6 protein-coding genes are annotated in these 25,759 nt (G+C 54.3%); 1 reads left to right on the top strand and 5 read right to left on the bottom strand.

Annotation, left to right across the window (positions count from 1 at the left end):
* Positions 1-317: 317 nt before the first annotated feature.
* Positions 318-713: a hypothetical protein gene (locus tag EA58_RS09225; RefSeq protein WP_036751666.1), complete on the bottom strand. Its 396-nt coding sequence runs from the start codon at positions 711-713 to the stop codon at positions 318-320.
* A gap of 209 nt (positions 714-922) precedes the next feature.
* Positions 923-2,710, bottom strand: coding sequence for a sigma-54-dependent Fis family transcriptional regulator (locus EA58_RS09220; protein ID WP_036751664.1), 1,788 nt, complete (start codon positions 2,708-2,710; stop codon positions 923-925).
* A 266-nt stretch (positions 2,711-2,976) separates the two neighbouring features.
* On the opposite strand from EA58_RS09220, the gene exaC reads away from it, so the two are divergent.
* Positions 2,977-4,497, top strand: coding sequence for an acetaldehyde dehydrogenase ExaC (gene exaC, locus EA58_RS09215; protein WP_036751758.1), 1,521 nt, complete (start codon positions 2,977-2,979; stop codon positions 4,495-4,497).
* Positions 4,498-4,620: 123 nt separating this feature from the next.
* Here the strand turns inward: exaC and EA58_RS09210 are convergent, their stop codons facing one another.
* From EA58_RS09210 to EA58_RS09200, 3 genes are all read right to left on the bottom strand, one after another.
* A complete protein-coding gene (locus tag EA58_RS09210; protein ID WP_036751662.1) occupies positions 4,621-9,213 on the bottom strand; it encodes a non-ribosomal peptide synthetase in 4,593 nt (1,530 codons plus the stop codon).
* Between the two features lie 94 nt (positions 9,214-9,307).
* Positions 9,308-12,709 carry a non-ribosomal peptide synthetase gene (locus tag EA58_RS09205; protein WP_036751660.1) on the bottom strand — a complete coding sequence of 1,134 codons (3,402 nt, stop codon included), beginning with the start codon at positions 12,707-12,709 and terminating at the stop codon, positions 9,308-9,310.
* Positions 12,710-12,711: 2 nt separating this feature from the next.
* Complete coding sequence (locus tag EA58_RS09200; protein WP_036751658.1) at positions 12,712-25,719, bottom strand: non-ribosomal peptide synthetase; 13,008 nt, start codon at positions 25,717-25,719, stop codon at positions 12,712-12,714.
* Positions 25,720-25,759: the final 40 nt, after the last annotated feature.

The raw sequence follows: 25,759 nt of genomic DNA, 5'->3' as shown, positions 1-25,759 counted from the left end.
CCCTTCTGTCATCCCCGCGCAGGCGGGGATCCAGTGACTTTAGAGGAATAACTACACGGAAAATGAGGGACAAAATGATTCTGGCAGATTGCTCTCATCTCGTGCACATTGGATTCCCGCCTGTGCGGGAATGACGGTAATTAGTTGATTCTGAATGAGAATATATCGATTTTTTCATCGAGTTATTTGTTTAGGAAAAACAGCTCATTGAACCGGGCTGTGTCTATCTGCCAGCAAGATCTTGTCTCACAAAAATAAACAGGCTGCATCACAACAAACTGAGCAGCAAAAAGGCCGCGATTGCGGCCTTTAATCGGTTAATTCGTCACATCATCTTGATGTTTATGCAATATGGATAGCGAAGGGAAGTACACTGCAAAATAAAGCAATATCATCACAAGTACTTCCATACCAGACATAAGCTCATAGTCTGTCCACAGAGAATCAACAAAGCTGAATACACCAACCGCAGCCGTATTCAAGAACACGAACTTCAAAACCACCCGGCTTTTAAAAACGACTTTGTGATAGGCATACGCGTACAGGCACAAGAACATCAGTACGCCACTCGCCAAACCCCAGGCATCAACGAAGGAGTTTGATTCCTCAAGCAGCAATTGTGTGTTATCAAACATGACCAGATTCATGCCAATACTCAGCACCGTCAGTACCAGTAGAGCCCAGAAAAACACTTTAGCTTTCGTTCGCTGCATCTTTACCACCAATAACCATCCATAATTTTACGCGGGTCATCTGGTAAACGTAGAATTGAGTCACGATCTACCAGATATTTTCTTTTAAAATTAAGGCGTTGAATACCATATGCAGGCAATTCCTCCAATAGTTCTGGTGTCAAATATCTGCCCGTAACCCGGTTGCTGACCGGGCTGTTTATTTCCTACCGTCTCTTTTCCGGCACGTCCTACACCTGAATACCCAGCTTACGTAAACGCCGATACAGGGTATTTCTGCTGATCCCCAGTATTTTAGCGGTACGGGAAATATTGCCCTGATTGGCCTGATAGGTTTCCAGCAGCGTCCCGGAAATGGTCGCTTCAAGTTTCTTTAAATCTTTACTGGGCTGGCCCGCATGGGTTGCCGCCGGTAACTGAGCCGCAAAATGCTGCGGTAAATGTGCCAGCGTCAGTACGGTGTCACCTTCTGCCAGCACTGCGGCCACTTTCAGCATATTGTCCAGTTCGCGAATATTCCCGGGCCAGTGATATCCGGCCAGCCGGTCTGATAACTCAGGGCAAATCTGTAAGGGCGCATCACAGTATTGCAGCAAAATTGCCTCAATCAGTTCGGCTTTGTCCTGCCGCTCCCGCAACGGCGGTAAGCTGAGGATCAGGCCATTGAGCCGGTAGTACAAATCTTCCCTGAACTGACCTTCAGCAACCGCTTTGGTCAGGTCTTTATGCGTCGCGGCGATGATCCGAATGTCTACTTTCACAGGCTGAGTGGCACCCACAGGAATCACTTCTTTATCCTGCAGGACATGCAGCAGGCGGGTTTGCGCGGATAATGGCATATCGGCAATTTCATCCAGAAACAAAATGCCCTGATCTGCCTGCCGGATCCGCCCCGGTTGCCCCTGTCGGCTGGCACCGGTAAACGCCCCCGGTACATAGCCAAACAACTCAGACTCAATCAGATTCTGCGGCAGCGCACCACAGTTGATGGAAACCAATGGTGCATGACGTCTGGCACTGTGCCGGTGAAGCTGCTTGACGAACGCCCCTTTCCCGACGCCGGTTTCTCCCAGCACCAGCAGGCTGATGTCTTTATCCACCAGCTTGCAGGCTTGCTGCCAGGCCAGCTCTACCCGGTCATCACCAAAGTGCAACGGACAGGACGGTGACAACAAAGAATGACCGGCAACCCTGGTTTGACGCCGGGCTGGCTGTAAGACCTGCTTGTGGAAGACCAGAGACGGCGGATTACGCGTACCACGCCGGGATTCTGCCACCAGCTCATCGACTTGACGCCCCGAAACACGCTGGCCCAGCAAACGCTCAGCGATACGATTATGGGCCAGCACCTGCCCCTGTTCATTGGCAACCAGAATGCCCTGCCAGCCGGTTTGCAACAGGCTTTGATCACATGCCAGATCAATCCGCAGACTGGCTTCCGGTAAGTGACACAGCAACGTATTTTCCACTAACTGCACCATATGCTGCACAAAAAGCCGGGTTTGTTCCGAATGAACCTGTTGCTCGCTGGTAATATCCAGTACACCAATCAGCTCACCAGACGAGCTGAAAACCGGTCCTGCCGAACAACTGATGAAGCGGTGCTGGCGAATAAAATGCTGATCACCAACCACCGTAATAAACTGTTTTTCAGTGAGCGCATTCCCGATGGCGTTCGTCCCTTTCAGACCTTCTTGCCAGCACACACCGGACTCAAGCGCAATGCCGGTTAAACGCTGCTCAAATCGTGACTGTCCCCAAGACTGAATGATGATGCCTTCGGTGTCACCCAGCAGTAACCGGCTGTTGGTTCCCGCAAAGACCTGATTAAACAAAGGCAGCGCCATGTGCTCGACTGCGGCAATCAAATCCGCAGCATTCGAACGACGCTCATCCAACTGTGTATTTTCCAATCGAATATTATCAGGCCGCTGGCTTTCTCTCAGCCCGGCCATCTGGCATCGATTCCAGGATTCGCTCAGCCAGTCGGTCTCAATTCGGCTTGCAAGTGTCGGCATGATCAAGTGTTCCATTTTAGGACAGTGTTCCACCGTTCTCTGACAAAGAATGGAACACTGGCAGCGGACAACAGTTCAGTGCCAAAAGCAGCACCGTTTGAATAATATTTGATTCATCATAGCTTTACATTTATTTAACAACAAGCCCGCCACGTTGGCCCGCAACTTGCGATGTTCACCGGGAAAATAAACATCACTCTTCTGCTATCACATTGAAAAGACGGGTGATTCATCAAGGTTTGAAACCACAGGAAAAGGATATTGCTATGATCTACGCTCAACCGGGTTCTGCTGACGCACGCGTCCAATTCAAATCCCATTACGACAATTACATTGGCGGCGCATGGGTCAAACCTGTCTCCGGGCAGTACTTCGACAATGTATCGCCGGTCAATGGCAAGGCCTATTGTCAGGTGGCCCGCTCGGATGCGGCAGACATTGAACTGGCGCTGGATGCAGCCCATGAAGCCCGTGCCAAATGGGCCGGTACCAGTGTGACCGAGCGTTCCAATATCCTGCTGAAAATTGCCGATCGCATCGAAGCCAATCTTGAAATGCTGGCGATTGCGGAATGCTGGGAAAACGGGAAACCGGTCCGTGAAACACTGGCAGCGGATCTGCCGCTGGTCGTGGATCATTTCCGTTACTTCGCCGGTTGTATCCGGGCGCAGGAGGGCACCGCCGCTGAGTTAGATGCCAACACCGCCAGCTACCATTTCCCGGAACCTGTGGGTGTCGTCGGCCAGATCATTCCCTGGAACTTCCCGATGCTGATGGCCGCGTGGAAACTGGCACCAGCCATGGCCGCCGGGTGCTGTGTGGTGCTGAAGCCCGCCGAACAGACCCCAACCTCCATTCTGGTGTTGCTGGAAACCATCGGTGATTTGATCCCGGCCGGTGTGGTGAACATCGTTAACGGTTACGGCAGCGAAGCCGGTCAGGCGCTGGCAACCAGCACACGCATCGCCAAACTGGCCTTTACCGGTTCGACGGATGTAGGTCATCACATTCTGAAATGCGCCGCAGAAAACCTGATCCCCTCCACCGTGGAGCTGGGCGGGAAATCCCCGAATGTTTACTTTGAAGACATTTTCGATCACGAAGATGCCTATCTGGATAAATGTGTCGAAGGTTTGCTGCTGGCCTTCTTCAATCAGGGTGAAGTCTGCACTTGTCCGAGCCGGGTGCTGGTGCAGGAATCGGTCTACGACAAGTTCATCGCCAAAGTCATTGAACGAGCCAGCACCATTAAACAGGGGAACCCGCTGGATACCGACACTCAGGTCGGCGCGCAGGCATCTCAGGAGCAGTTCGACAAAATCCTGAGCTATCTCGAAATCGGCCGTCAGGAAGGTGCTGAAGTCTTACTGGGCGGTGATGTGGCAGTGCAGTCCGGAGAGATTGCATCCGGCTATTACATCGCACCGACCATGCTGAAAGGTCACAATAAAATGCGGGTGTTTCAGGAAGAAATCTTCGGCCCTGTGATTGCAATAACCACTTTCAAAGATGAAGCCGAGGCACTGGCGATTGCCAATGACACCGAATACGGCTTAGGGGCCGGGGTGTGGACCCGGGATGCCAACCGCGCTTACCGGATGGGCCGACAAATTGAAGCCGGTCGTATCTGGGTGAACTGTTATCACGCCTATCCGGCGCATGCAGCCTTTGGTGGCTATAAGAAATCCGGGATTGGCCGTGAAACCCACAAGATGATGCTGGATCACTATCAGAACACCAAAAACCTGCTGGTGAGCTATGATGTGAATCCGCTGGGATTCTTCTGATTCCGCCCGCCTGAAACCCCTACCACGATCCATGCCGTGGTGCACGGGGCATCAAATAACCGGAGGAAAGCCTGAGCCTCCTCCGGTTGTCAGAGCCTGATGTCAATGCAGCAATAAAACACATCAATAAGAAGCATCCAGCCGGGCCAGATACCGCTCACAATAGTGCTGATCAAGGGCTGGAAAATGCACCCCGGCCTCTATCATCAACCGCTCAGTTTTCGCCTGACTGAACGCAAACACAGGCAAATTTTCAGATGGTTGCTGCCCGCTGTCGCTTGCTTCAGCCGCACGTTGCATTGCAAGCCAGTAAGGCGAAAATGGCAGCGGATGATCACTCTGGCTGTGTTGCCCGACAATCGCCAGCCACTCAGGGAACGGCACCCGTTTCAGTGACCATGGGCTGTATTGTAAAATCTGATTCCAGCCGAGCTGATCGCGCCCAATCAAATGAAAATCCTGCGGCTGACGGGCCTGTCTCAGACTCAGAGCCACCATCGCTTTCACAGCCGTATCCACCGGGATCATTTTTTCCGTCTTTTCATCTTCGGGATACTGGCCTAACTGCCGGCATGTTTGCAGGTAACGCGCCAGAATATCCTGGGCAGCACATTGTCCGGTCTGACTGTGCGCAGCAACCCGCCCTAATCGAAAGATATGACATGGGATCCCCTGCTGACGGGCCTGAAGCACCATCCCTTCGGCAACCCACTTACTCGCCGCATAACCACTCTCTGCAAGATGCCGCTGTTCATGAAGCGGTGTCTCTTCAGAAAGCCATACCTGCTCCGTCAGGCGCCGTGCTTCACCCTGCGGATTGAGTGTGCCAATCGCAGACACAAAACTGAACAGCTTCAGGCGCTGCTCACCGGCCAGACGCAGCAACGCGGTTGTGCCATCCACATTGGCGGGTTTCAGCGCGCTGTAAGGCAGCAAGTGATTCACATGTGCCCCGTTATGAATGATCCACTGGACGGTTGCGGCCAGACTCTCCCATGCCTGCTGAGTCATGCCTGCATTCGGCTGACTGAGATCCGCCGGAATGACCTGCAACCGGGCAGTATAATCCGGATGCCATAAACCGTATCGGGTCAGATTCGCCATGATACGCTGCTGACCGGTTTGTTCATTGTCGGCACGGACAAGACAACAGACTCGCGCGGAAGGCAGGGTCTCCAGCACTTCATGCAACAGAAATGCACCGATGAACCCTGTACTGCCGGTCAGCAGCACCTGGTGGATTTCGGTGGCATCAACCGCAAGGGAAACGCGGGCTTCAGCCGGAATACCACTGATTTTCACATCCCCCTGCGCAGCCATTTCGACGGCCAGATCAATCCATTCCGGTTGTGTCTGCTGGTTGTTGTCAATACTGGCGGCCAGTTCCCGGATCGTTGAGCGCTCAAACAAATCCCGGATGCTGAGTTCAACGGCCATCTGATCTTTAATCCGGGCAATAAGCTTCACCCCGAACAACGAGTGCCCGCCCAGTTCGAAGAAACCGGCATCCATACTGATGCGTTCCCGTTGAAACAAGTCACACCAAATCACATGCAAGGTGGCTTCCGTTGGTGTCGTTGCCGCCAGATGTCCTTGATCCGTTTCCTCGTCAAACTCAGGGACCGGGAGCCCGTTTCGATCCAGCTTGCCATGAACCGTCAGCGGAATCCGGTCAATGGCGATCAACCTTGCCGGGCGCATGTATTCCGGTAACTCTGCCCGTATCAGCCGCCACAGGTCATCATCAGACCGGATAGCCTGCGTGTTCCCATCCTGACAGACCACATAGGCCAGCAGCAGTTTTCCGCGTAACGGATCGTCATGAACAATCACTCTGGTCTGATGTACAGAAGCATGCTGGCTGATGACACTTTCAATCTCGGCCAGTTCAATGCGGTATCCCCGCAACTTAATCTGATCATCCTGTCGGCCAAGATATTCAATTTCTCCGTCCGGACGAAGACGCACCCGGTCACCGGTGCAATAACAACGCTTGTTCAGCCCGGGCAGAATCGCCTGTTCAATGAAAGCCTTTTCCGTCTCAGCCGGATCCAGGTATCCCTGAGCCACAGACGGACCGGCAATACAGAGTTCTCCCGTCACACCATCCGGCACCACCCGCCCTGATTCGTCCAGCACATAACACCGGTGACTGGCGAGCGGACGTCCAATCGGGACGGTGTGGCCTTCATCCCAGTGAGCGGTGTCAAAAATCGTCGCCACAATCGTCGTTTCCGTCGGACCATAAGTATTGAGCAACTGAATACTTTCGCCCACGGCCGTTTTCCAGCGGCGCAGCTGGTGTGCAAGCAGTGCTTCACCGCCCAGAATCATCAATCGCAATGACGATGCCGGCCTCACGGCTTCCAGATCCGCATCGGCGCACAACTCATTCCAGACGGCAGTCGGCAGCCCGGCCACCGTCACCTGATGCCGACGGATAAAATCATTGAAATGTGTCCAGCCCGCCAGCATCAGATCATCCCGGTAGACGACTGTTGCACCGTGGATGAGCGCCATAAAATGCTCTTCCACGCAGGCATCGAAACTGAAAGATGAGGTTTGCAGCACTTTATCTGCCGGGGTGATCCGGTAATGCTGCTGTGCCGCCCGGCAATAGTGCGCAAGGTTGCCATGGCTGATCCGAACCCCTTTCGGATTCCCGGTTGTGCCCGAGGTATAGTTCACATATGCCGTTGCCTGAGTTGCAATGGTTCGGACCGGCCAGGCCAGACCCACAGGTGACGACAGCAATTCCGCTTCCGCACCTTCAACTGCCGCTTCATCAACATGCAGGCACGTGATCCCTGCCCCCGCTGAGTCGTCATGGCAGATCAGCAGATCAGCGCCACTGTCTTCCAGTAAACGCTGTTTCCGGGCAGAAGGCATCGCCGGATCAATCGGTAAATAAGCGGCGCCGCAGCCTAAGACAGCCAGCATTGCAATGCTCATCGCCCGTGACCGGGGCAGGCTGATCGCCACCAGATTCCCCTCGCCAATGTGATGCGCCAGCAACCGACTTCCCAGCTGACCGGCCTGACGGATCAGTGCCTGATAGCTCAGGTGCTGTTCACCCGCTTCAACCGCAATTGCTGCGGGTGTCCGTTCGGCTTGTGCCATGATCTGAGAGACGACATCAACCGCAGTTGCAGTATTCAAGTCGGTATCCGGGGCTGTCTCGGGCTCTGTGAGCCTTGCCTGTTGTGCAGGCGGGATCAGATTCAGCTCATCCACCGGACGATGACTGTGCTCCAGAATCTCTTCCAGCAGCTGACGGAAACTGTCCGCGAGCCGGACCACGGTTTCCCGGGTAAAAATATCAGTCGCATAAGTCCAGCTGAAAGAATACTGTCCTTCATGTTCAAACCCGCCCAGTGTCAGATCAAACTGACTGGTCCCGGCTTCAAACGGAAAAAAACTGCTCTCAATGCCCTGAAAAAACACATCATCCGGCGTATCGTTATTTTGCAGGACAAACAACACCTGAAAGAGCGCGTTGTGGCTCAGACTCCGGGTTGTTTTCAGTTCCTCCAGCAGCATTTCGTAAGGAATGCTCTGATATTCAAATGCATCCAGAATAACCTTCCGGTTCTCTGACAACAGCGTTTCAAACCGTGTTGCCGGTTGCCACTGTGTCCGAAGCAGCAGCGTATTAACAAAGAAGCCCATCAGGCCCTGAAAGTCAGACTGATCACGGTTTGCAATCGGTGAACCAATCACCACATCTCTTTGATGGCTGTAGCGGCCAATCAGAACGGCAAATGCAGTTTGCAGCAACATGAACAGGGTCACTTCATACCGGTGCGCCAACTGTTTCAGCTGATCACACAATGACACAGGTAAAAATTGCAGGTAGTAGTCGCCCCCGTGTGTCGGCTTCTCCGGGCGCTTGTTGTCCAGCGGTAACGCATGAACCGAAGGCACATCTTTTAACTGACGCTTCCAGAACTTCAGGTGCCGGTCGAGATTTTCACCGCTTAACCAGCTTTTTTGCCAGCGGGCGAAGTCGCTGTACTGAAAGTTCAGCGCCGGCAACGGGTTGGGAGCGCCTTCTGCAAAAGCGTTATACAGGCCCGTCAGCTCATGGAAAAAGATATTGTTTGACCAGCCATCCGTCGCAATATGGTGCATGTTGATCAGCGCCACCTGCTGCCCCGGAGACCGATGGAACAGGTGGAATCGCAGCATAAATTCATGGCTTAAATCAAACGGCCGGCTTGCTTCCGCAGCAACCCGCGCTGCCACATCCAGCTCATCATGCAGACCGGACAAATCGACATCGGTGATCTGAAAGTCTTCAACCGGCAGCAACACCGGAACGGGTTCGCCATCCTTCAGGCGATACACAGTCCGAAGCACCTGATGGCGTTCCAGCATCACCGCCAGCGCCTGTTCTAATGCCTGCCGGTTGACCTGACCTTCCCAGCGCAGCGCCAGCGGCAAATTGAACTGGCTGGAAGCGCCCAGTTCCTCAATAAACCACAACCGGCGCTGATTGTAGGACATCTCCGGGGCATCACCCGCCTGCCCAGAGCGCAACAACGGCTGTGGCGCCGATAAATGTGCAATCATCGCTTCTTTTTGCGCTTTCAGCTCAGCGATAAGCTCAGGCGTCAGAATCCCTTCAGGCGCCTTCACTTTCAGTTTCCCTTCTGACAGAAACAGGCTGATATCGTGCTCACTGCAATACCGGAGCAATTCAGCTAAATTCATCATTGACCTCATGAACATCCTTCTTGACAGGCCCGAGAGATCACCGGATCAACACGGGCCAAACGGTTTCAAACATGCATCAGGCATGTTTCATCCGCTATAACTCCATTTCATGGTATTTGGTGGTTTTCGGCCGGCTTTTCTGCTCGTTCAGTGACTCATTCAAAGCCTGATTTCTGTTTTTCTGTAAGTTTGCAATGCCCTCGACCGTCTTCTGCTCGAAGATGTCCCGGATCTGAATGCCAAGCCCCAGCTTCTGGTTGATCGCCGTCACCAGCTTCACCGCATGAATTGAATTTCCGCCAATCCGGTAATAGTTATCGAACACACCGACGCGCTGGACCTCAAGCGTCTGCTCCCAGATCTGGCACAATTGCCTTTCCAGCTCATTGCGGGGCGCCACATAGTATTCCGCTTTGACCCACTGAGGCTCAGGCAGCGCCTTCCGGTCTGTCTTGCCATTCGGCATGAAAGGCATCTGTTCAATCAGGTTGATGGCAGAAGGCACCATGTAGTCCGGCAACTGCTGCAACAGACGATGATGAAATTGCTCGGTATCCAGACCAGCTGCGTGATCTGCCACGATGAAAGCCGCCAGATGTGACTGCCCTGCATGCTCCCGCACCGTCACGGCCGCAGCCTCGATGCCGGGGAACCGGCACAGCGCATTTTCCACCTCGCCTAACTCAATCCGGTGACCGCGAATCTTGACCTGATCGTCATTCCGGCCCAGCGTAAACAACAGTCCGTCTGACTGTCGGCGGACCAGATCGCCGGTTTTGAAAAAGGTGCTGCTGAGACCAGACAGACGCACAAATCGCTCTTGGGTCAGCGGTTCTGAGGTATAACCGACAGCAAGTCCGGCACCGCTCACATACAGCTCGCCGACAAAGCCATCCGGTAATTGCTGCCCGTTTCGGTTCACCACAGTGAGCGTGGTCTGAGTGATCGGATGACCAATCGGCACAAATCTGACATCTGAAGGGAGTTCACGCGTGTCATACCAGGTAATATCTGCTGCGACTTCAGAGGAACCATAAAGGTTCAGCAGACAGCTGTCTGCAAAGACACGATAGAACTGACGGACCAGATTCACAGACAGCGTTTCACCGCTGGAAGTCCAGTAACGAATCGCAGACAACGGCAGCAATGCCTCATCCGGCAGAGCAAGTAATCCTTGCAGTAACGAGGGCACCAGAACCAAACGGGTGACCTGATGGTCAGCCAGCACCCGGGCTAAACGTAAGGGATCATCAACGGTCTCCTGATCAGCCAGCACAGACGGCACGCCATGTAGCAACGCACCAAACAGCTCCCAGACATGATCGACAAAGTTCAGCGAGGTTTTCTGGCAGCAGACTTCGTCTGCTTCAAACGGGAACTGTGCCCACATCCACTGTAAGCGATTGAGTACCCCGCGCTGTGTTCCCAAGACTCCTTTCGGCACACCGGTTGATCCCGATGTATAGGTGATATAAGTCATCGCATCACCCGCTGTCTTTTCACTTTTCAGATCAGATGCTGAGACCGCCGGTTGATTCATCGCATCAGACAAATCAACTTCAACCACAGGAACCTGAGCCATCAGTTCTGTCTGCTGCCCCGGCGTGATCGCAATCACTGTCACACGGGCATCCTGTACCATATAGACCAGCCGTTCTTCAGGATAATTCGGATCAAGCGGCACATAGGTTGCCCCCAGCTTCAGGGCAGCAAGAATTGCCACAATCATTTCCGGGCCACGCAAGGTATGAATCCCCACCCGGCTGCCCTGCTGTATGCCGCACTGTCTGAGCGTCTGTGCAAACATTGTTGAGCAGGTGTCCAGCGCGGCATAAGACCAGCTCTTTTGTCTGAAGATCAGTGCAGTCGCATCAGGCTGCTGCTGAACCTGTTTTTCAAAGAGCGATATGAGATCAGTCTGCTCATCATCCCCCTCTGTCACCTGTCCTGCAGGAAGAAGAACCTCAGGCGTTACAGCCGCAGGCGAAAGCAGCGACAACTGCCGGAATGGCACCGCCGGCGATGCTGTCACTTCATGCAGTAAATGTTCAAACAAGTCTGCCAGGGAAGCCATCGTATCAGCCATAAACAGATCGGTGTTGTACTCCCAGCTCAGAATAAGCTCACCCTCTTCTTCACTCGCATAGAGCGTCAGGTCATATTTCGCCGAGATCGCCGGGTTCGGTTCTGCCTTCACAGCCACACCGGGAAAGTCCAGCTCCGGTGCAACGTTGTTTTGTAAAACCAGCATGATCTGAAACAACGGGCTATGATTCTGCGGCCGGGCAATATTGAGCCGCTCCAGCAATAAGTCGAAAGGCAGCTGCTGATGTTCAAATGCATTCAGCAGAATCGAACGGCACTGCGACAGTAAATCAATGAATGAATCCTGTTCATTCAGCTGGCAGCGCAGCGGTAAGGTATTAATAAACAGACCAATAATGTCATTGAGTCGCGTATCTTCCCGGTTGGCAACCGGTGTGCCGATCACAATGTCATCATCCTGCCCCAAAGCCGAAATCATCATCGCCAGGACGGCATGCAGTCCCATAAACAGCGTGGCATTGTGCTTCTGACACAAAGACTTCAATGCGTTTAACGGCGCAGCAGCGAATGTTGTTTTATGAATGGCACCATGGAACGTTTGCTCCGGCGGCCTTGGAAAATCAAGCGGCAGCGTGTGCGACACCGGGGCACCCAGCAAATGATCGCTCCAGAAAGATTCCAGCGGCGCTAAAACTTTCCCTTGCAGATAACGCTGCTGCCAGAATGCATAATCGGCATAGTCCAGCGATAACGGCGGTAACGGCGTTTGATCACCCTGCACATATTTTTGATACAGTTCACTCAACTGCTGAGTGAGGACACTCAGAGACCAGCCATCCGCTGCAATATGATGCAAGGTATGCAGTAAGACATAATCATCCGCGCCCACCTGAAGTAACCGGTTTCGGATCAGGTCGTCCTGTTCCAGATCAAAGGCCTTGTACAGCTCTTTCTGTGCTTCCTTCTCCACAGCATCCACCCGGGCCGCTTCAGCGAGTCCGGTCAGGTCCACCACTTCCAGAGGTTCGAATGCAAACGGACGAATACGCTGCCGGGGCTGTCCGGATACAACCGTTGTCCCGGTCCGGAGAGCTGGCTGAAGACGAACCAGTTCATTGAGACTCCACTCCAGCGCCGCAATATTCAGCTCGCCTTTCAGCCGGACCCGCATGGGCATGTTGTATTGCAGACTCTCATCACTGACCTGCTCCACCAGCCACATCGCCTGTTGCGGATAACTCAGCGGAATAATCGCGTTCTCCGGACGCAGACCCAGCGGCTGATTCTCTCCGGTATTCCCGTGCTCTGACAGCCATTCCAGCAACATGGCTTTGTGCTCTGCAATTGTCGCTCTCAGCGACGGACTGATCGCCACTTTGAGTTTCCCTTGGTCCACAGAAAGTTCGATGCCTCGATCTTTCAGAGAATCAATCAATAATTCTGCATTCACTGTTAAATCTCCTCGTCCATAACTATGAGATCATCGACCCCGTCTAAATCCGAATCCGGCATCACCACGATGTCTCCCCCCAGTTCAGCCAGTAAGGTATCAATCACGGATCCGAGGCGTGCAATGGTCTGGTGCTCAAAAATGGTCTGAACAGACAACGGCAGTCCGGGACAGCGTTGTTTAATCTGGTTGATCAGTCTGAGCGCCAGTAACGAATTCCCGCCCGCTTCAAAAAAGTTCTGGTCCGTACTGCAATTCAGCGAAAGCAGGCTTTCCCATTGTGCCGACAGCCAGGCTTCCGTGTCCGTCTGCGCCGGACGGAATGCGGTTTGCTCCTGAACCACAGGTTTCGGAAGTGCTTTCCTGTCCAGCTTGCCGTTCGGCGTCAGCGGCATGTGCTCAATCACAGTGATATACGCCGGAACCAGATGCTCCGGCAGGCGGGCACGCAGAAAAGTTCTGACCGCATCAGCCATCAGTTCCTCGCCATGGCTCGGCACCAGATAGGCCACCAGCGCCGGACTGCTCAGCGACTCATCCAGCAACACCACAGACTCCCGGATACTGGCCATCTGACCGAGCGCAGATTCGATTTCACCCAGTTCAATCCGGATACCCCGCAGCTTAATCTGATGATCCAGGCGTCCCAGATATTCCAGCGAGCCATCCGGCAGCCAGCGCACTTTGTCACCGGTTTGATAAAGCCTGTCAGTCGGGCTGCGATCAGTCGGGCTGCGGTCAGTCATGTTGAAAGGATTGGCGATAAAGGCAGCGTCGGTCAGTTCCGGCTTGTTCAGATATCCGCGGGCAAGACCCACGCCACCCAGATACAGCTCACCCGGAACATTGACAGGCACCGGATTGCGCTGCGCATCCAGCACCACGGTCTGCATATTGGCGATCGGTCTGCCAATCGGTACCCGCGTCTGAGTCCCCGTGCGCTGACACGCCCACCATGTCACATCGACAGCCGCTTCCGTCGGGCCGTAAAGATTGTGTAACTCAGCGGTCTGATGTCTGGCATAAAAACGCTGCTGCAACTCAAATGGCAGGGCTTCGCCGCTGCAGAACACATAGCGGAGTGACTGACAACGTGTCAGTGCCGGTTCTTCGACAAAAAGCTGCAACATTGAAGGCACAAAATGCACAACCGAGATATCTTCACGAATCATCAGTTCAGCCAGATAAGCGCTGTCCTGATGTCCGCCCGGCTTGGCCACCACGAGTCTGGCGCCAACCATCAGCGGCCAGAAGAACTCCCAGACTGACACATCAAAACTGAATGGTGTTTTTTGCAGAATGCTGTCCTGTGCTGACAACGTATAGGCATCCTGCATCCACAGCAGCCGGTTCAGGATTGCCCCGTGTTCCACCATGACCCCTTTGGGGTTGCCGGTTGAGCCTGAGGTATAAATCACGTATGCCAGATCGTCTGCATGCACGTCGACGGCAGGATTGCTTTGTGGAAGCTGACTGAGTGCATCAGTGACGGCTTCAGAATCCAGCAGAACCGCACGGTCAGAAGCATTCTCCAAAATACCGGCCTGTGTCAGAACCAGCGGCACCTGCGCGTCATCCAGCATGTAGCGGATTCTGGCTTGCGGGTATCCCGGATCAACCGGCACATAGGCCATGCCTGCTTTCAGAATTGCCAGTAAACTGATCACCATATCGAGACTGCGATGCAGACACACACCCACCAGCGTATCCGGTCCGGCATCGGGAACCTGCGACAGCAGATAATGGGCCAGCTGGTTCGCCCGCTGATTCAGGGCTTCATAAGTCAGGTGCTGATCCCCGAAAACCAGTGCAACCGTGTGTGGCTGGCGGGCCGCCTGCATCTCAAACCATTGATGGATCAGCATCGAGGTATCGTAGTTTTTCCCGGTCTGATTCCACTGCGTGAGCATGGCTTGTTTCTGGCTGTCACTCAGTAAAGCCAATGTGGAAACCGGCGCATCAACCGACGTCACCACATGCCACAGCAGGGTTTCATACTGCTCTGCCATCCCGGCAATCGTGGCTTCCGAAAACAGTGCGGTGGCATACTCGAAGAATGCACCGATTTCACCATTTTCTTCCTGACAGTACAGGCTGAGGTCAAACCGGGCTGTACCTTCTTCCGGCATGGACATCTGAGACTGAACCCCGTTCAGCGACAGAGTGTCTGCACGCATCGACTGCAACGCAAACAGCACCTGGAACAACGGCGTATGTGACGTACTCCGTTCCGGACGCAGCATATCCACCAGCCATTCAAACGGCACATCCTGATAGGCCATTGAAGCCGTGATGTTCTCCCGGGCATCCTTCAGTAACTGCGCCATCGTCGGGTCATCCGACAAATCGGTCCGGACCACCAGTGTATTGACGAACAGACCAATCTGATGCTCCAGTTCAGCGTAATCCCTGCCCGCCACCGGCGTTCCCATCACAATGTCCTTCTCGCCGCTGTAGCGGCTGAGCAACACACTGAACGCGGTTTGCAGCAACATAAACAGCGTGACGTTCTGCGCCTCACAGACCGCACTGAGCTTCTCAGTCAGCGCAGCCGAAAGCCTGAAGTGGTGATATCTGCCATGAAAATCCTGTACCACCGGCCGCGGATAATCGGTCGGCAAAGAATGTAACGCCGGAATGCCCGTCAGATACTCTGCCCAGAATGCCTGAAGTTCATCTTGTTCGCGGGCCAGCCATGTCCGCTGCACCGCAGCAAAGTCAGCCATGTCATAAGGCAGTTCCGGCAAAGGCTGAACCTGCCCGGATGTCTGGTTATACGCCTGACTGAGCTCATCGAGGAATATCCCCCAGGACCAGCCGTCCGAGGCTGCGTGGTGCATGGTCAGCAGCAACTGATATTGTTCATCGCCCAGTCTCAGCAGCCGTGCACGCAGCATGTAGTCCTGAGACAAATCAAACGGCCGGGCAGCCATATCCTGCTGATGCTGCCGGCATGCCGCCGCCTGTTCCGGTGCCGTCAGGTGTGACAAGTCTTCCGTCTGCAACGTGAAGTCACCGGCAGGCAGAACCGCCATCACAGGTTCGTCATCCCCGGACACAAACACTGAACGGAGTGCGCTAAACCGTTCAACCAGAGCCGTCATTGCCTGTTCAAGGCGTTCAGCATCCAGATCACCGGACAGATGAAATTGTGCAGGCATGTTATACACACCCTTCCCGTTCGGGAGCTGTTCGATGAACCACATTCGTTGCTGCGCATAACTCGGCAGGCGCGGCAACGAAGCATCCGCCTTCACCAGTGCCGGTCTCACACTCAGGCCGCTGCGCTGGATTTCAGCGGCAATCGCCTTCAGTATCCGATGCTGGAAGACGGCCGTCAGCGGCAGTTCAACGCCGAATTTCGCCCGGACTTTCACCACCATCCGCATCACCAACAGCGAGTGTCCGCCCAGTTGAAAGAAATCGCTTTCCGGGGCAGGCGAGGCGCTGAGTCCGAGGACGTCCTGCCAGATCATTGCCAGCTGACGCGCCACTTCCGTTTCATAAGACACAGCCGCTGTCGGCTGGCCGGATGGCGCTGGCCGGGGCAGCTTTTTCCGGTCGACTTTGCCGTTTGGTGTCAGCGGCATTTGCGTCAGCCGGTGAATCACCGCAGGCAACATATAATCCGGGAGCTGCGCTTTCAGAAATGCGCTCAGTTGCTCTGTATACGCAGCTGCATCTGTGTCGGTATCTGTTTCACTATCGTTCGCAACAATATATGCCAGCAACTGCTGATGAGCGTCGACACCATCGGCAATCACAGTACTGGCCTGAATGCCCGGATAGCGATTGATGACCGACTCGATTTCACCCAGTTCAATACGGTGACCACGAATTTTGACCTGATGATCCAAACGGCTCAGGTAAGTCAGCTTGCCGGTGTGCTCCAGCCGTACCCGGTCGCCGGTTTTATACCATCTCCGGTCCGGACAGCCCGGCAGGCTGAATTCAGTAAAAACGGCCTCCGTGAGTGACGGACGCTTGTGATAGCCTCTGGCAAGGCACGGGCCAGACAGATAAAGCTCACCCGCAACTCCCACCGGAACGACCTCGCCCAAAGCATTCAGCACAACCGCAGCACAATTCGCCAGCCAGCCGGAAATCGGCACATAGCCATTCTCACTGCCAAGATCTTCCTGAGTGACCTCGGCAGCCGTGACCCACACCGTAGCTTCAGTCGGACCATACTGGTTCCATAGACGCCCGCCGGTCGACAGCAGTTTCTCTGCCAGTGATACCGGCAGGGCTTCACCACCGCATAATAAGTTCAGGCCGGGCTGACCGGACCACCGCCCGCTGTCCAGTAAGAACTGGTAGCCGGTCGGGGTTGCCTGCATCAGACGAATCTCATGCTGTTCGATCAGTGCCTGAACCGCTCTGCCCTGCAATCGTTCTTCACGGGTCGCCAGCACACAGGTTGCCCCGCTGATGAGCGGTAAAAACAGCTCAAGAATTGCGATATCAAATGAAATCGTCGTCAGTGCCAGCGTATGATCCGTGTCCTGAACGTCATACCGGGCTTTGACGGCTGAAATGAAGTTGCTCAGCGCGCCGTGTTCAATCACAACCCCTTTCGGCTTCCCGGTCGAACCCGAGGTGTAAATCACATACGCGGCACTGTCTCCGGCAATGGCAATATCCGGGTTCATGTCATGACCGGCAATGACAGGTTGCTGCCAGAGTCCGTCCAGCAGGCAGACCCGAGTCTCAATGCCGTTCAGGAGCGGCTGAAGCGTCCGGCTGACCGCCTGACAGGTGATCACCAAGGCACACGCAGCATCTTCCAGCACACCGGACAGACGTTCTTCCGGGAAAGCCGGATCTAACGGCACATAGGCGGCACCGGCTTTCATCACACCCAGCAGCGCGACCAGTGTATCCACGGAGCGATCCAGCAAAATCCCCACCCGATCGCCATGGCCCACGCCCAAAGCGCGCAAATGATGTGCAAGCCTGTTCGCCCGCTGATTCAGCGCCTGATAAGTCAGGTGTTGCTGACCGGAAACCACGGCAACCTGCGTCGCAGAACGAAGGACCTGCTGCTCAATCATCTGAGGCAGTGCCAACAACCCCTGTTGCAGACCGTTTTCATCTGCGCCGCCACAGAGCAGTTGCTGTTGCTGGCGGCATCCTTCCGCATCGTACACCGAGGGATGACCGGCCTGCGGATGCGCGGTCATCTGGCTGAACACACGCTCATAACAGGCTGTGAGTGCCCGGGCGTACTGGTGATTGCGCTCATGCGCACCAAATTGCAATTCCAGAACCAGCGCATCGCCTCCCAGCAGCATAAACTGCGACACCCAGGCAAACGCTGACGCTTCATATTTCGCCAGATAAGACAAACGGATATCACTGTGTGCTGCCAGCTCGTCATAACTGTGGAACTGAATGAAATTAAAGAGCACCTGATCCAGTTGCAGCCCCGAACATTGCTGGATATCCGCAATCGGATATAAACGATGGGCTGCACAGTGATTTGCCATCGTACTGACGTCCCGGATCAGCGACTGCCAGTTGCCGTGCGTGATCTGGTGACGCAACGGGAGCGTATTCAGGAACAGTCCCAGACTTTTCTCACTGCCTGACATGGCAGGGCGGCTATGACTCACCACGCAACTCAGCACATCGGTTTCACCCGTCATCAGAGACAGCACTTTGAAGTGCCCTGCCAGCAACACATGCTGCAACGGCACCTGCATCTGATTCGCGAGTTGTTGCAGTGATGGCAGAAACGCCGTGAGCGCATGGCTGATATGGCTTGCTTTCCCTTCCGCCTCACTCGCCGCAGGCAGTTGCGTCACAGACGCCTCAGCCAGCGTATCCTGCCAGAACTGCCGGGCATTGCTGTCCTGACGGCAATCAAGCTCCTGCTGAATAAACAGGCGATAAGGTAAAGGCTGTTCCTGCCACGTCCAGGGCTGCTGATGGAGACGGGCGTGATAGATCTGACAGAGTTCTGTGTTCAGTCTGGACACACTCCAGCCATCGAGCACGGCATGCGAAACCGTCAGTGTAAAAGCGAACGTCTCGTCATGGAGCAGGTACACCCCGACCCGGATCATCGTCTTGCCAGTGTAATCAAGCGGCTCGCTCCGTTCCCGGAGAATAACCTGATCAATCGCAGGCTGAATGTCTTCCTGCGCCAGATGCCGCCAGTCCGTGACCTGAACGGCAGGCTCCGCGTGACCATAAACAAACTGAATGAACTGACCATCATCCGGATCCAGCCAGAATCCGGTTCTCAGCAATTCATGGCGTTCAACCATCGCCTGCAACGCATCGCGGAAGGCTTCCGACTGCCAGGCTAAAGACAGCCGGAAAGCAAACACATCGTGATACAGATCGGATTGCGTCTCCATCAGACGCTGATAGAGCATCCCTTCCTGCATGGCCGAAGCCGGATAGGCATCCGTCACATCGGTTCGTGCCGTCAGGACATCGGGTTTCCGGCCCGGTTTCAGCAACGAGAACGGGCGATAGGCTGGCGTACTTACCTGCTGTGCCGAGGCTTGCATGGACTGAGCAATCGCCGCGAAATGATTGGCCTGGAAGAGTTCGCTCACCGTAATTCGGTAACCGTTTTCCGCCAGTCGTCCAATCAGCTGAAGTGCGATAATCGAATCACCGCCGACCGCAAAGAAACTGTCCGTCATACTGACGTCATTCAGGCCGAGTACCTGCTGAGCAACCTCAGCGAACACATGCTCCTGCGGGGTCTGAGGCGGCGTCACAACACGCTGGATCTGCTCGGTGTCCAGCGACCGTAATGCCTGCTGATCCACCTTCCCATTACGGGTCAGCGGAATCGCTTCAACCGGATGGATCACCGATGGCACCATATAATCCGGCATTTGTTCAGACAAAGACTGACGCAGAGCGTCAGAGTCAAAGGCAGATGCCCATGCGGACTCGACTTCGACAAAGGCGACTAAGCGTTGATGGCCTTGACCCGTGCTGACCGCCAGAACCGCGGCTTGCCGGACCTGATCACTCTGACGTAAGACAGATTCGATTTCGCCCAGTTCTATCCGGAATCCCCGGATCTTCACCTGCTGATCGATCCGGCCCAGATATTCCAGATTTCCGTCAGCCAGACGCCGGACCAGATCGCCGCTGCGATACATGCGGCCCCCGCGAGCCAGAGAAGGATGATCGATAAAACGGGTGTCGGTCAGTTCCGGACGGTGTAAATACCCGCGGGTCACCCCTTCTCCGCCGACGATCAGTTCGCCCGGCACACCATCCGGTAAAAGATTCAGATGCGCATCGCAAACATACGCAGAGAGATCCGGTAAAGGTTTCCCGATCACACTGCTTGGCTGATCACAATGCTCACGGCGGATGGCCTGATACGTCACATGCACCGTGGTTTCAGTAATGCCATACATGTTGACCAGTAACGGCTGGGTGTCACCGTAACAGTCAAACCATGCTTTCAGAGCGCTGATATCCAGCGCTTCACCGCCAAAAATCACATAACGTAAAGCTGTTTTCCGCCCTTGAGACACCGCGGCTTTGCTCAGATGATAAAACGCAGATGGCGTCTGGTTCAGCACTGTCACGCCCTGCCGGCAAATCAGATCCAGGAACATGGCCGGGGAGCGGCTCTGCTCGTAACTGACTATGACCAACCGGCCACCGTATGCCAGCGCCCCCCACAGTTCCCAGACCGAGAAGTCGAATGCGTATGAGTGGAACAGTGTCCAGACATCCTGCTGACCGAACGAGAAATGCTGGTCTGCTGCCGTAAACAGCCGCACCACATGACGATGCTCCACCATCACCCCTTTCGGCTGACCGGTCGAGCCGGAGGTGTAAATCACATAGGCCAAATTTGAAGATCCCAGTGATGCAACCACAGGGTTCAGGTCATCGTCTGCATCCGCCTCATCCTGAGCGATCGGAATCACTTGTGCCTGCATACCCGTCTCAGGGGCAATCACAAGCTCACGGTCAGAGACAATCCAGGCTAACTGCGCATCCTGCGCAATCAACTGGCGCCGCTGTTCAGGATAATTCGGATCCAGCGGCACGTAAGCGCCACCGGCTTTCAGAATGCCGAGAATCCCGACCACCAGATCAAACGAACGCGACGCATGGAGCCCCACGAGCTGATCCGGTGTCACACCCGCCTGAATCAGCGTCCGGGCCAGCCGGTTGGCCCGCCGGTTCAGAGCCTGATAACTGAGTGTCTCCCCTTCATGAACCAGCGCAATCCGATCCGGTTGCTCCGCAGCCATGTGTTCGAACTGTTGGTGAATACACCCGTGAACCCCGGCAGAGGTTTCTGGCGTTATCTCATAGCGGACCGCAAGATCCGCGTCATCTTCGCTGAGCAGCGACAACACCGACACCGGTTGCTCGCCATCCCGGATCATATTCCGGATTAAAGACACAAACTGATGCAATAATGCTTCAGCCTGATGCACCGGCAAATAGTCAGCATCGACATCCAGATGAATTGCCAGCGTTTCACCCGGCAAAATAATGAGACTGATCGGATAGTTATTCTGTTCCAGCGCCTGAATGTCAGCCATGATCAGCGCGTCCGGATCGGTACTGTACTGTTCCGTCTGACCGAAAGAAAAGTTTTCAAATACCAGCAGACTGTCAAACCGTGCAATATCCACGATGCTGCACGACTGAATCTCCCGCAAGCCGATAGCACTGTGTTCTTCATCCTGCCGCAGGTGCTGTTGCGTTTCTTTCAGCCAGTCAGACAGGGATTGTTCTGTTGCCGGAAGTGTCAGACGTGTGGGCACAGTCGTCAGACACGGGCCGACGATCGTTTCGATCCCTTCAACGTCAGCCGTTCTCCCGGAGACCGTCTGACCAAAAAGAATGTCGTCGCTGTGGCTGTATTTACTGACCACGATGCCCCATGCAGCCTGCAAAACCACATTCTGAGTCAGCGCATGGTGCGCCGCAAAATCTTTCAGGGCCTGCGTGAATTGTGTGTCGGTCTGAACCGATAAGTTCACGATGTTTCCGGATCCTGATGGCGGGCTCACCCGGGTATTTTTTGCAAACAGACGTCCCGGTTCAGTCATCCCAGCCAGGCGGGTCCGCCAGTAATCCTTCGCAGCCGTCTGATCCTGTCCGTTTTGCCAGGCCACATACTGACGGAACGGGACCGGCTCAGGCTCAGGCTCAGGCTCAGGCTCAGAAAGCGCCTGATGTTGATACAGCGCTCTGAGTTCATCCAGTAACAGCCGGATACTCCAGCCGTCAAACAAGCTGTGATGAAGTTTCCAGACAAATTGCCATTCATCTTCTGAAATTCGGATCAGGGTAAAACGAAGAACCGGTGTCGTATCCAGCGCAAAAGGCAATGCTCTGATCTGTTCGATCCACGACTGTAACTGAGGCTGCGGCTCATCCCGCCAGTCCAGCACCTGCCACTCGATGGCACCCTCACAGTGAACAACCTGATGCGCCGCCTCACTGTCTAACCCCACAAAGGTTGTCCGTAAAATATCATGGCGTTTTACCAGCGTATGCCAGCATGCTTTCAGCCGGTTCTCGTCAAGCTGTCTGAACCGGAACACCAGCACATTGTGATAGACAGGCGCGTCAGGATTCGCGATGGAATGGAACAGCATCCCGTGCTGAGTGGGTGTTAATGGATAGCGGTCCGGCTGAATGTCAGCGTGTTGTACCGCTTTTTCAGACGCATGGTCATCCTGAGCATTGTCTTCAATTTTTCCGACAGAGCCGGCCTGCTCTTCAATGGTCTGATGCTCGAAAATAAACTTCGAACTCAGATTCAGTCCGGCCTTACGGGCCTTCCCGACGAGCTGAATGGCACGGATGGAGTCGCCGCCCACTTTAAAGAAATTACTGTGAATGCCGATGTGCTGCTCAGGTAATACCGAGCACCAAAGCTCAAGTAACTGCTGTTCTAACAGAAAACGCGGCCCGATCAGTGCATGTTCAGCTTCCGCCTGAATATGGCGCTGCATGGCTTTTAATGCCTGGCGATCCACTTTACCGCTGCTGGTTCTCGGCATCGATTCAAGCACATGAATCTGTGCAGGAATCATATAATCCGGTAGCTGCTTCGACAGCGCCGTCCGGATTTGTACTAAAGCATCCGCTTCATCCATCGACTCCGCCAGCAGAATATAAGCAATGAGCCCCCCGCCATGCTGCTCATCGACAAAAACGGCCTGATTGCGGATTAAATCGATCCCGGCCATCGCGGCTTCAATCTCTCCCAGTTCAATCCGGAAGCCTCTGACTTTCACCTGATTGTCACGACGCCCGTGAAAAACCAGTTCCCCGTTTTTCCAGCACACCAGATCGCCGGTTTTATATAAACGTTCATAACCGGGTGCTGCATACGGGTTCTCCAGGAAATGCGCTTCCGTCAGATCAGGTCGGTTCAGGTACCCCCGGCTGACTCCCCGTCCTGAGAGGTAAAGTTCACCCACAGCCCCTTCAGGCACAAAAGATAACTGTGCGTCGAGTACGTAAGCCCGCGTATCATTGACAGGCCGCCCAATCACCGGCTCCACATCCAACTCACCTTCAATGAGTGAATAAGTAGAGTAAATCGTGTCCTCCGTCGGACCGTACAGGTTATAAATACGACGGATCTGAGAGGTCTGAAAGATATTGTTCACACGTTTTTTAGACAGCGGCTCACCGCCCACAATCAGTGTCTGTACCGAATCCGGTATCGCCTGCGCCGTAATCAGTGCTTCCAGCGCGCTCGGAACGGTATTGATTAAGGACGGGAAAAGATCATCCCGTTCAACCAAATCCAGAATACCGTCGGCCAGCACGATCGTGCCTTGATTGAGTAACGGTGCCCAAATTTCAAAAACGGAAGGGTCAAACCCAAGCGATGTACTGAACAGAACCTGACTGAGTTCATCCGCCGAAAATGCCTGTGCCATCCAGTCTAAGAAGGCAGCAACATTCCGGTGCTCAGCCATGACGCCTTTCGGCTGGCCTGTAGAACCCGAGGTATAAATCAGATGTGATAATTGGGATGGATCACAGGCAACATCCAGATTTTCTTCAGAAAATTCTGCACTATCCAATTGCCAGTCGTCGGTCGTCAGCAATGCACAACCAGTCGACGTAAAATTCGCTGCATCATCAGCTTCTGTCAGAACCATCTGACATCCTGAATCTTCCAGAATAAACTGCTGACGCTCTACAGGATAACGCGGGTCAATCGCAACATAGTAGCCACCGGTTTTCAGCGTTGCCATAATCGCGATAACCACGGATGGTGAGCGGTCCAGACAAATGCCGACCGGAATTTCAGGTCCGGCGCCCTTCGCCACGAGCTGACGGGCAAGCTTGTTTGCCAAACCATTCAGCGCCCGGTAAGTCAGGGTCTGATCTTTATCTTTGATGGCCGTTTTATCCGGTGTGTGTGCAACCAGACGTTCAAACTTCTGATGCACACACCAGGGCAGGTTCGGCTCAGACGCCGATTGCGCACCACGGATCAGCTTAGCCTGTGCCTCCGGACTAAACAGGTTCATCTTCGAGAGAGGCTGAAAAGCATTCCTGCTGACGGAATCAAAAGCATGCGCCAGATGTTCTGCAAGCTGAGCAACCGTTTCCTGCCTGAACAATGCCGTGTTGTATTCAAAGTTGAGCGTGAGTCCTTGTTCATCCTCGAAACAAATCAGCGACAGATCGTATTTCGTATGCGAATAACAAGGCTGCTGAATCGCCTGTTGGGTCATCCTGTTCAGATGCAGCGTCGGCGTGTCCATATTTAACAGGACCAGCATGATCTGAAAGACAGGGGCATAAGCATTACTGCGATCGACCTGAAGGGCATCCACTAACACATCAAACGGCAAGTTCTGATGCTGATCCGCGGCTTTAATGATTTGATTCGCCGACTGGAGCCACGCCGCAAATGTCGGGTCACCTTCCCATCGCATTCTCAGGGCCAGCGTATTCACAAAGAAACCGACCATGGCTTCAAACTCAACGTGATTCCGGCCGGAGAACGGCGAACCGACGACGATGTCTTTTTCACCGCTGTAACGGGACAGCACCACCGCGAGTACGGCATGGAGCACCGTGAATAAGGTGACATCATGGTCACGCGCCAGTTTGTGCAGTGCCTGAGTCTGTGCCGGTGAAAGGGTCAGCGAATGGGTCTCGCAGCGGTATGACATCGTCGGGGCACGCGGAAAATCCAGTGACAGCCGGTGTAACTCCGGCGCACCGGCCAATTGCTGCTGCCAGTATGCCAGCGACGGGGCAATCTCCTGCTCAAACTGCACTTTTTGGCGCCAGGCGACATAATCACTGTACTGAAATGCCACAGGTGGTAACGCCAGCGGATGATTCTGAGCAAATGCATTGTATGCCGTTTCCAGTTCACGCGTCAGGACTCGCCACGACCAGCCATCCATCGCAATATGATGCATGACCATCATCAGCAGATATTCATCATCACTGAAACGGACCAGTCTCACCCGGAGCATCAGATCCCGGGCCAAATCAAAAGGCTGACGTGATTCTGCATCCAGAATCACCTGTTCTTGTGCTTGTTGCTGTTCGGGCGTCTGTCCCCGCAGGTCATCGACCTGAATCTTCAGCCCGGCAGCCGGTTCAATCCGCTGCCAAAGCTGATTATCCTGAAAGTGATAAGTCGTCCGGATGATTTCATGACGTTCGACCAATGCAGAAAATGCCTTCTCTAACGCGGGAAGATTCAATTCCCCGGTCAGGTAATAGCGGTAGCCGGGTTCAACATACGCCGCCTCAGCACCATCCTGCTGACTGATAAACCACAAGCCGCGTTGACCGTTATGCACCTCAAACAAGGTCTGATCCGCACGGGCACCGGCGGTCAGGACGGGTTGACGTCCGCCCCCCAGCAAAGCAAGCAATTCGGGCTTATGGGCAACAACGTCATCACGGAGTTCAGCCGGTAATTTTCCTCTGACCCGTAACTGGCTACCCTCTGCTTCTAATTTACATCCCGCCGCTTTTAATGCACTCAATAACTCAATTAGGCTCATATCCGCTTCCTGCAACTTATCACCATGGATTCAACGACCG

The sequence above is a fragment of the Photobacterium galatheae genome (assembly GCF_000695255.1).
Lineage (GTDB): Bacteria > Pseudomonadota > Gammaproteobacteria > Enterobacterales > Vibrionaceae > Photobacterium > Photobacterium galatheae.
Note: the sequence above shows the minus strand (reverse complement) of the source record. Positions and strands in the feature narration are given on the sequence as shown.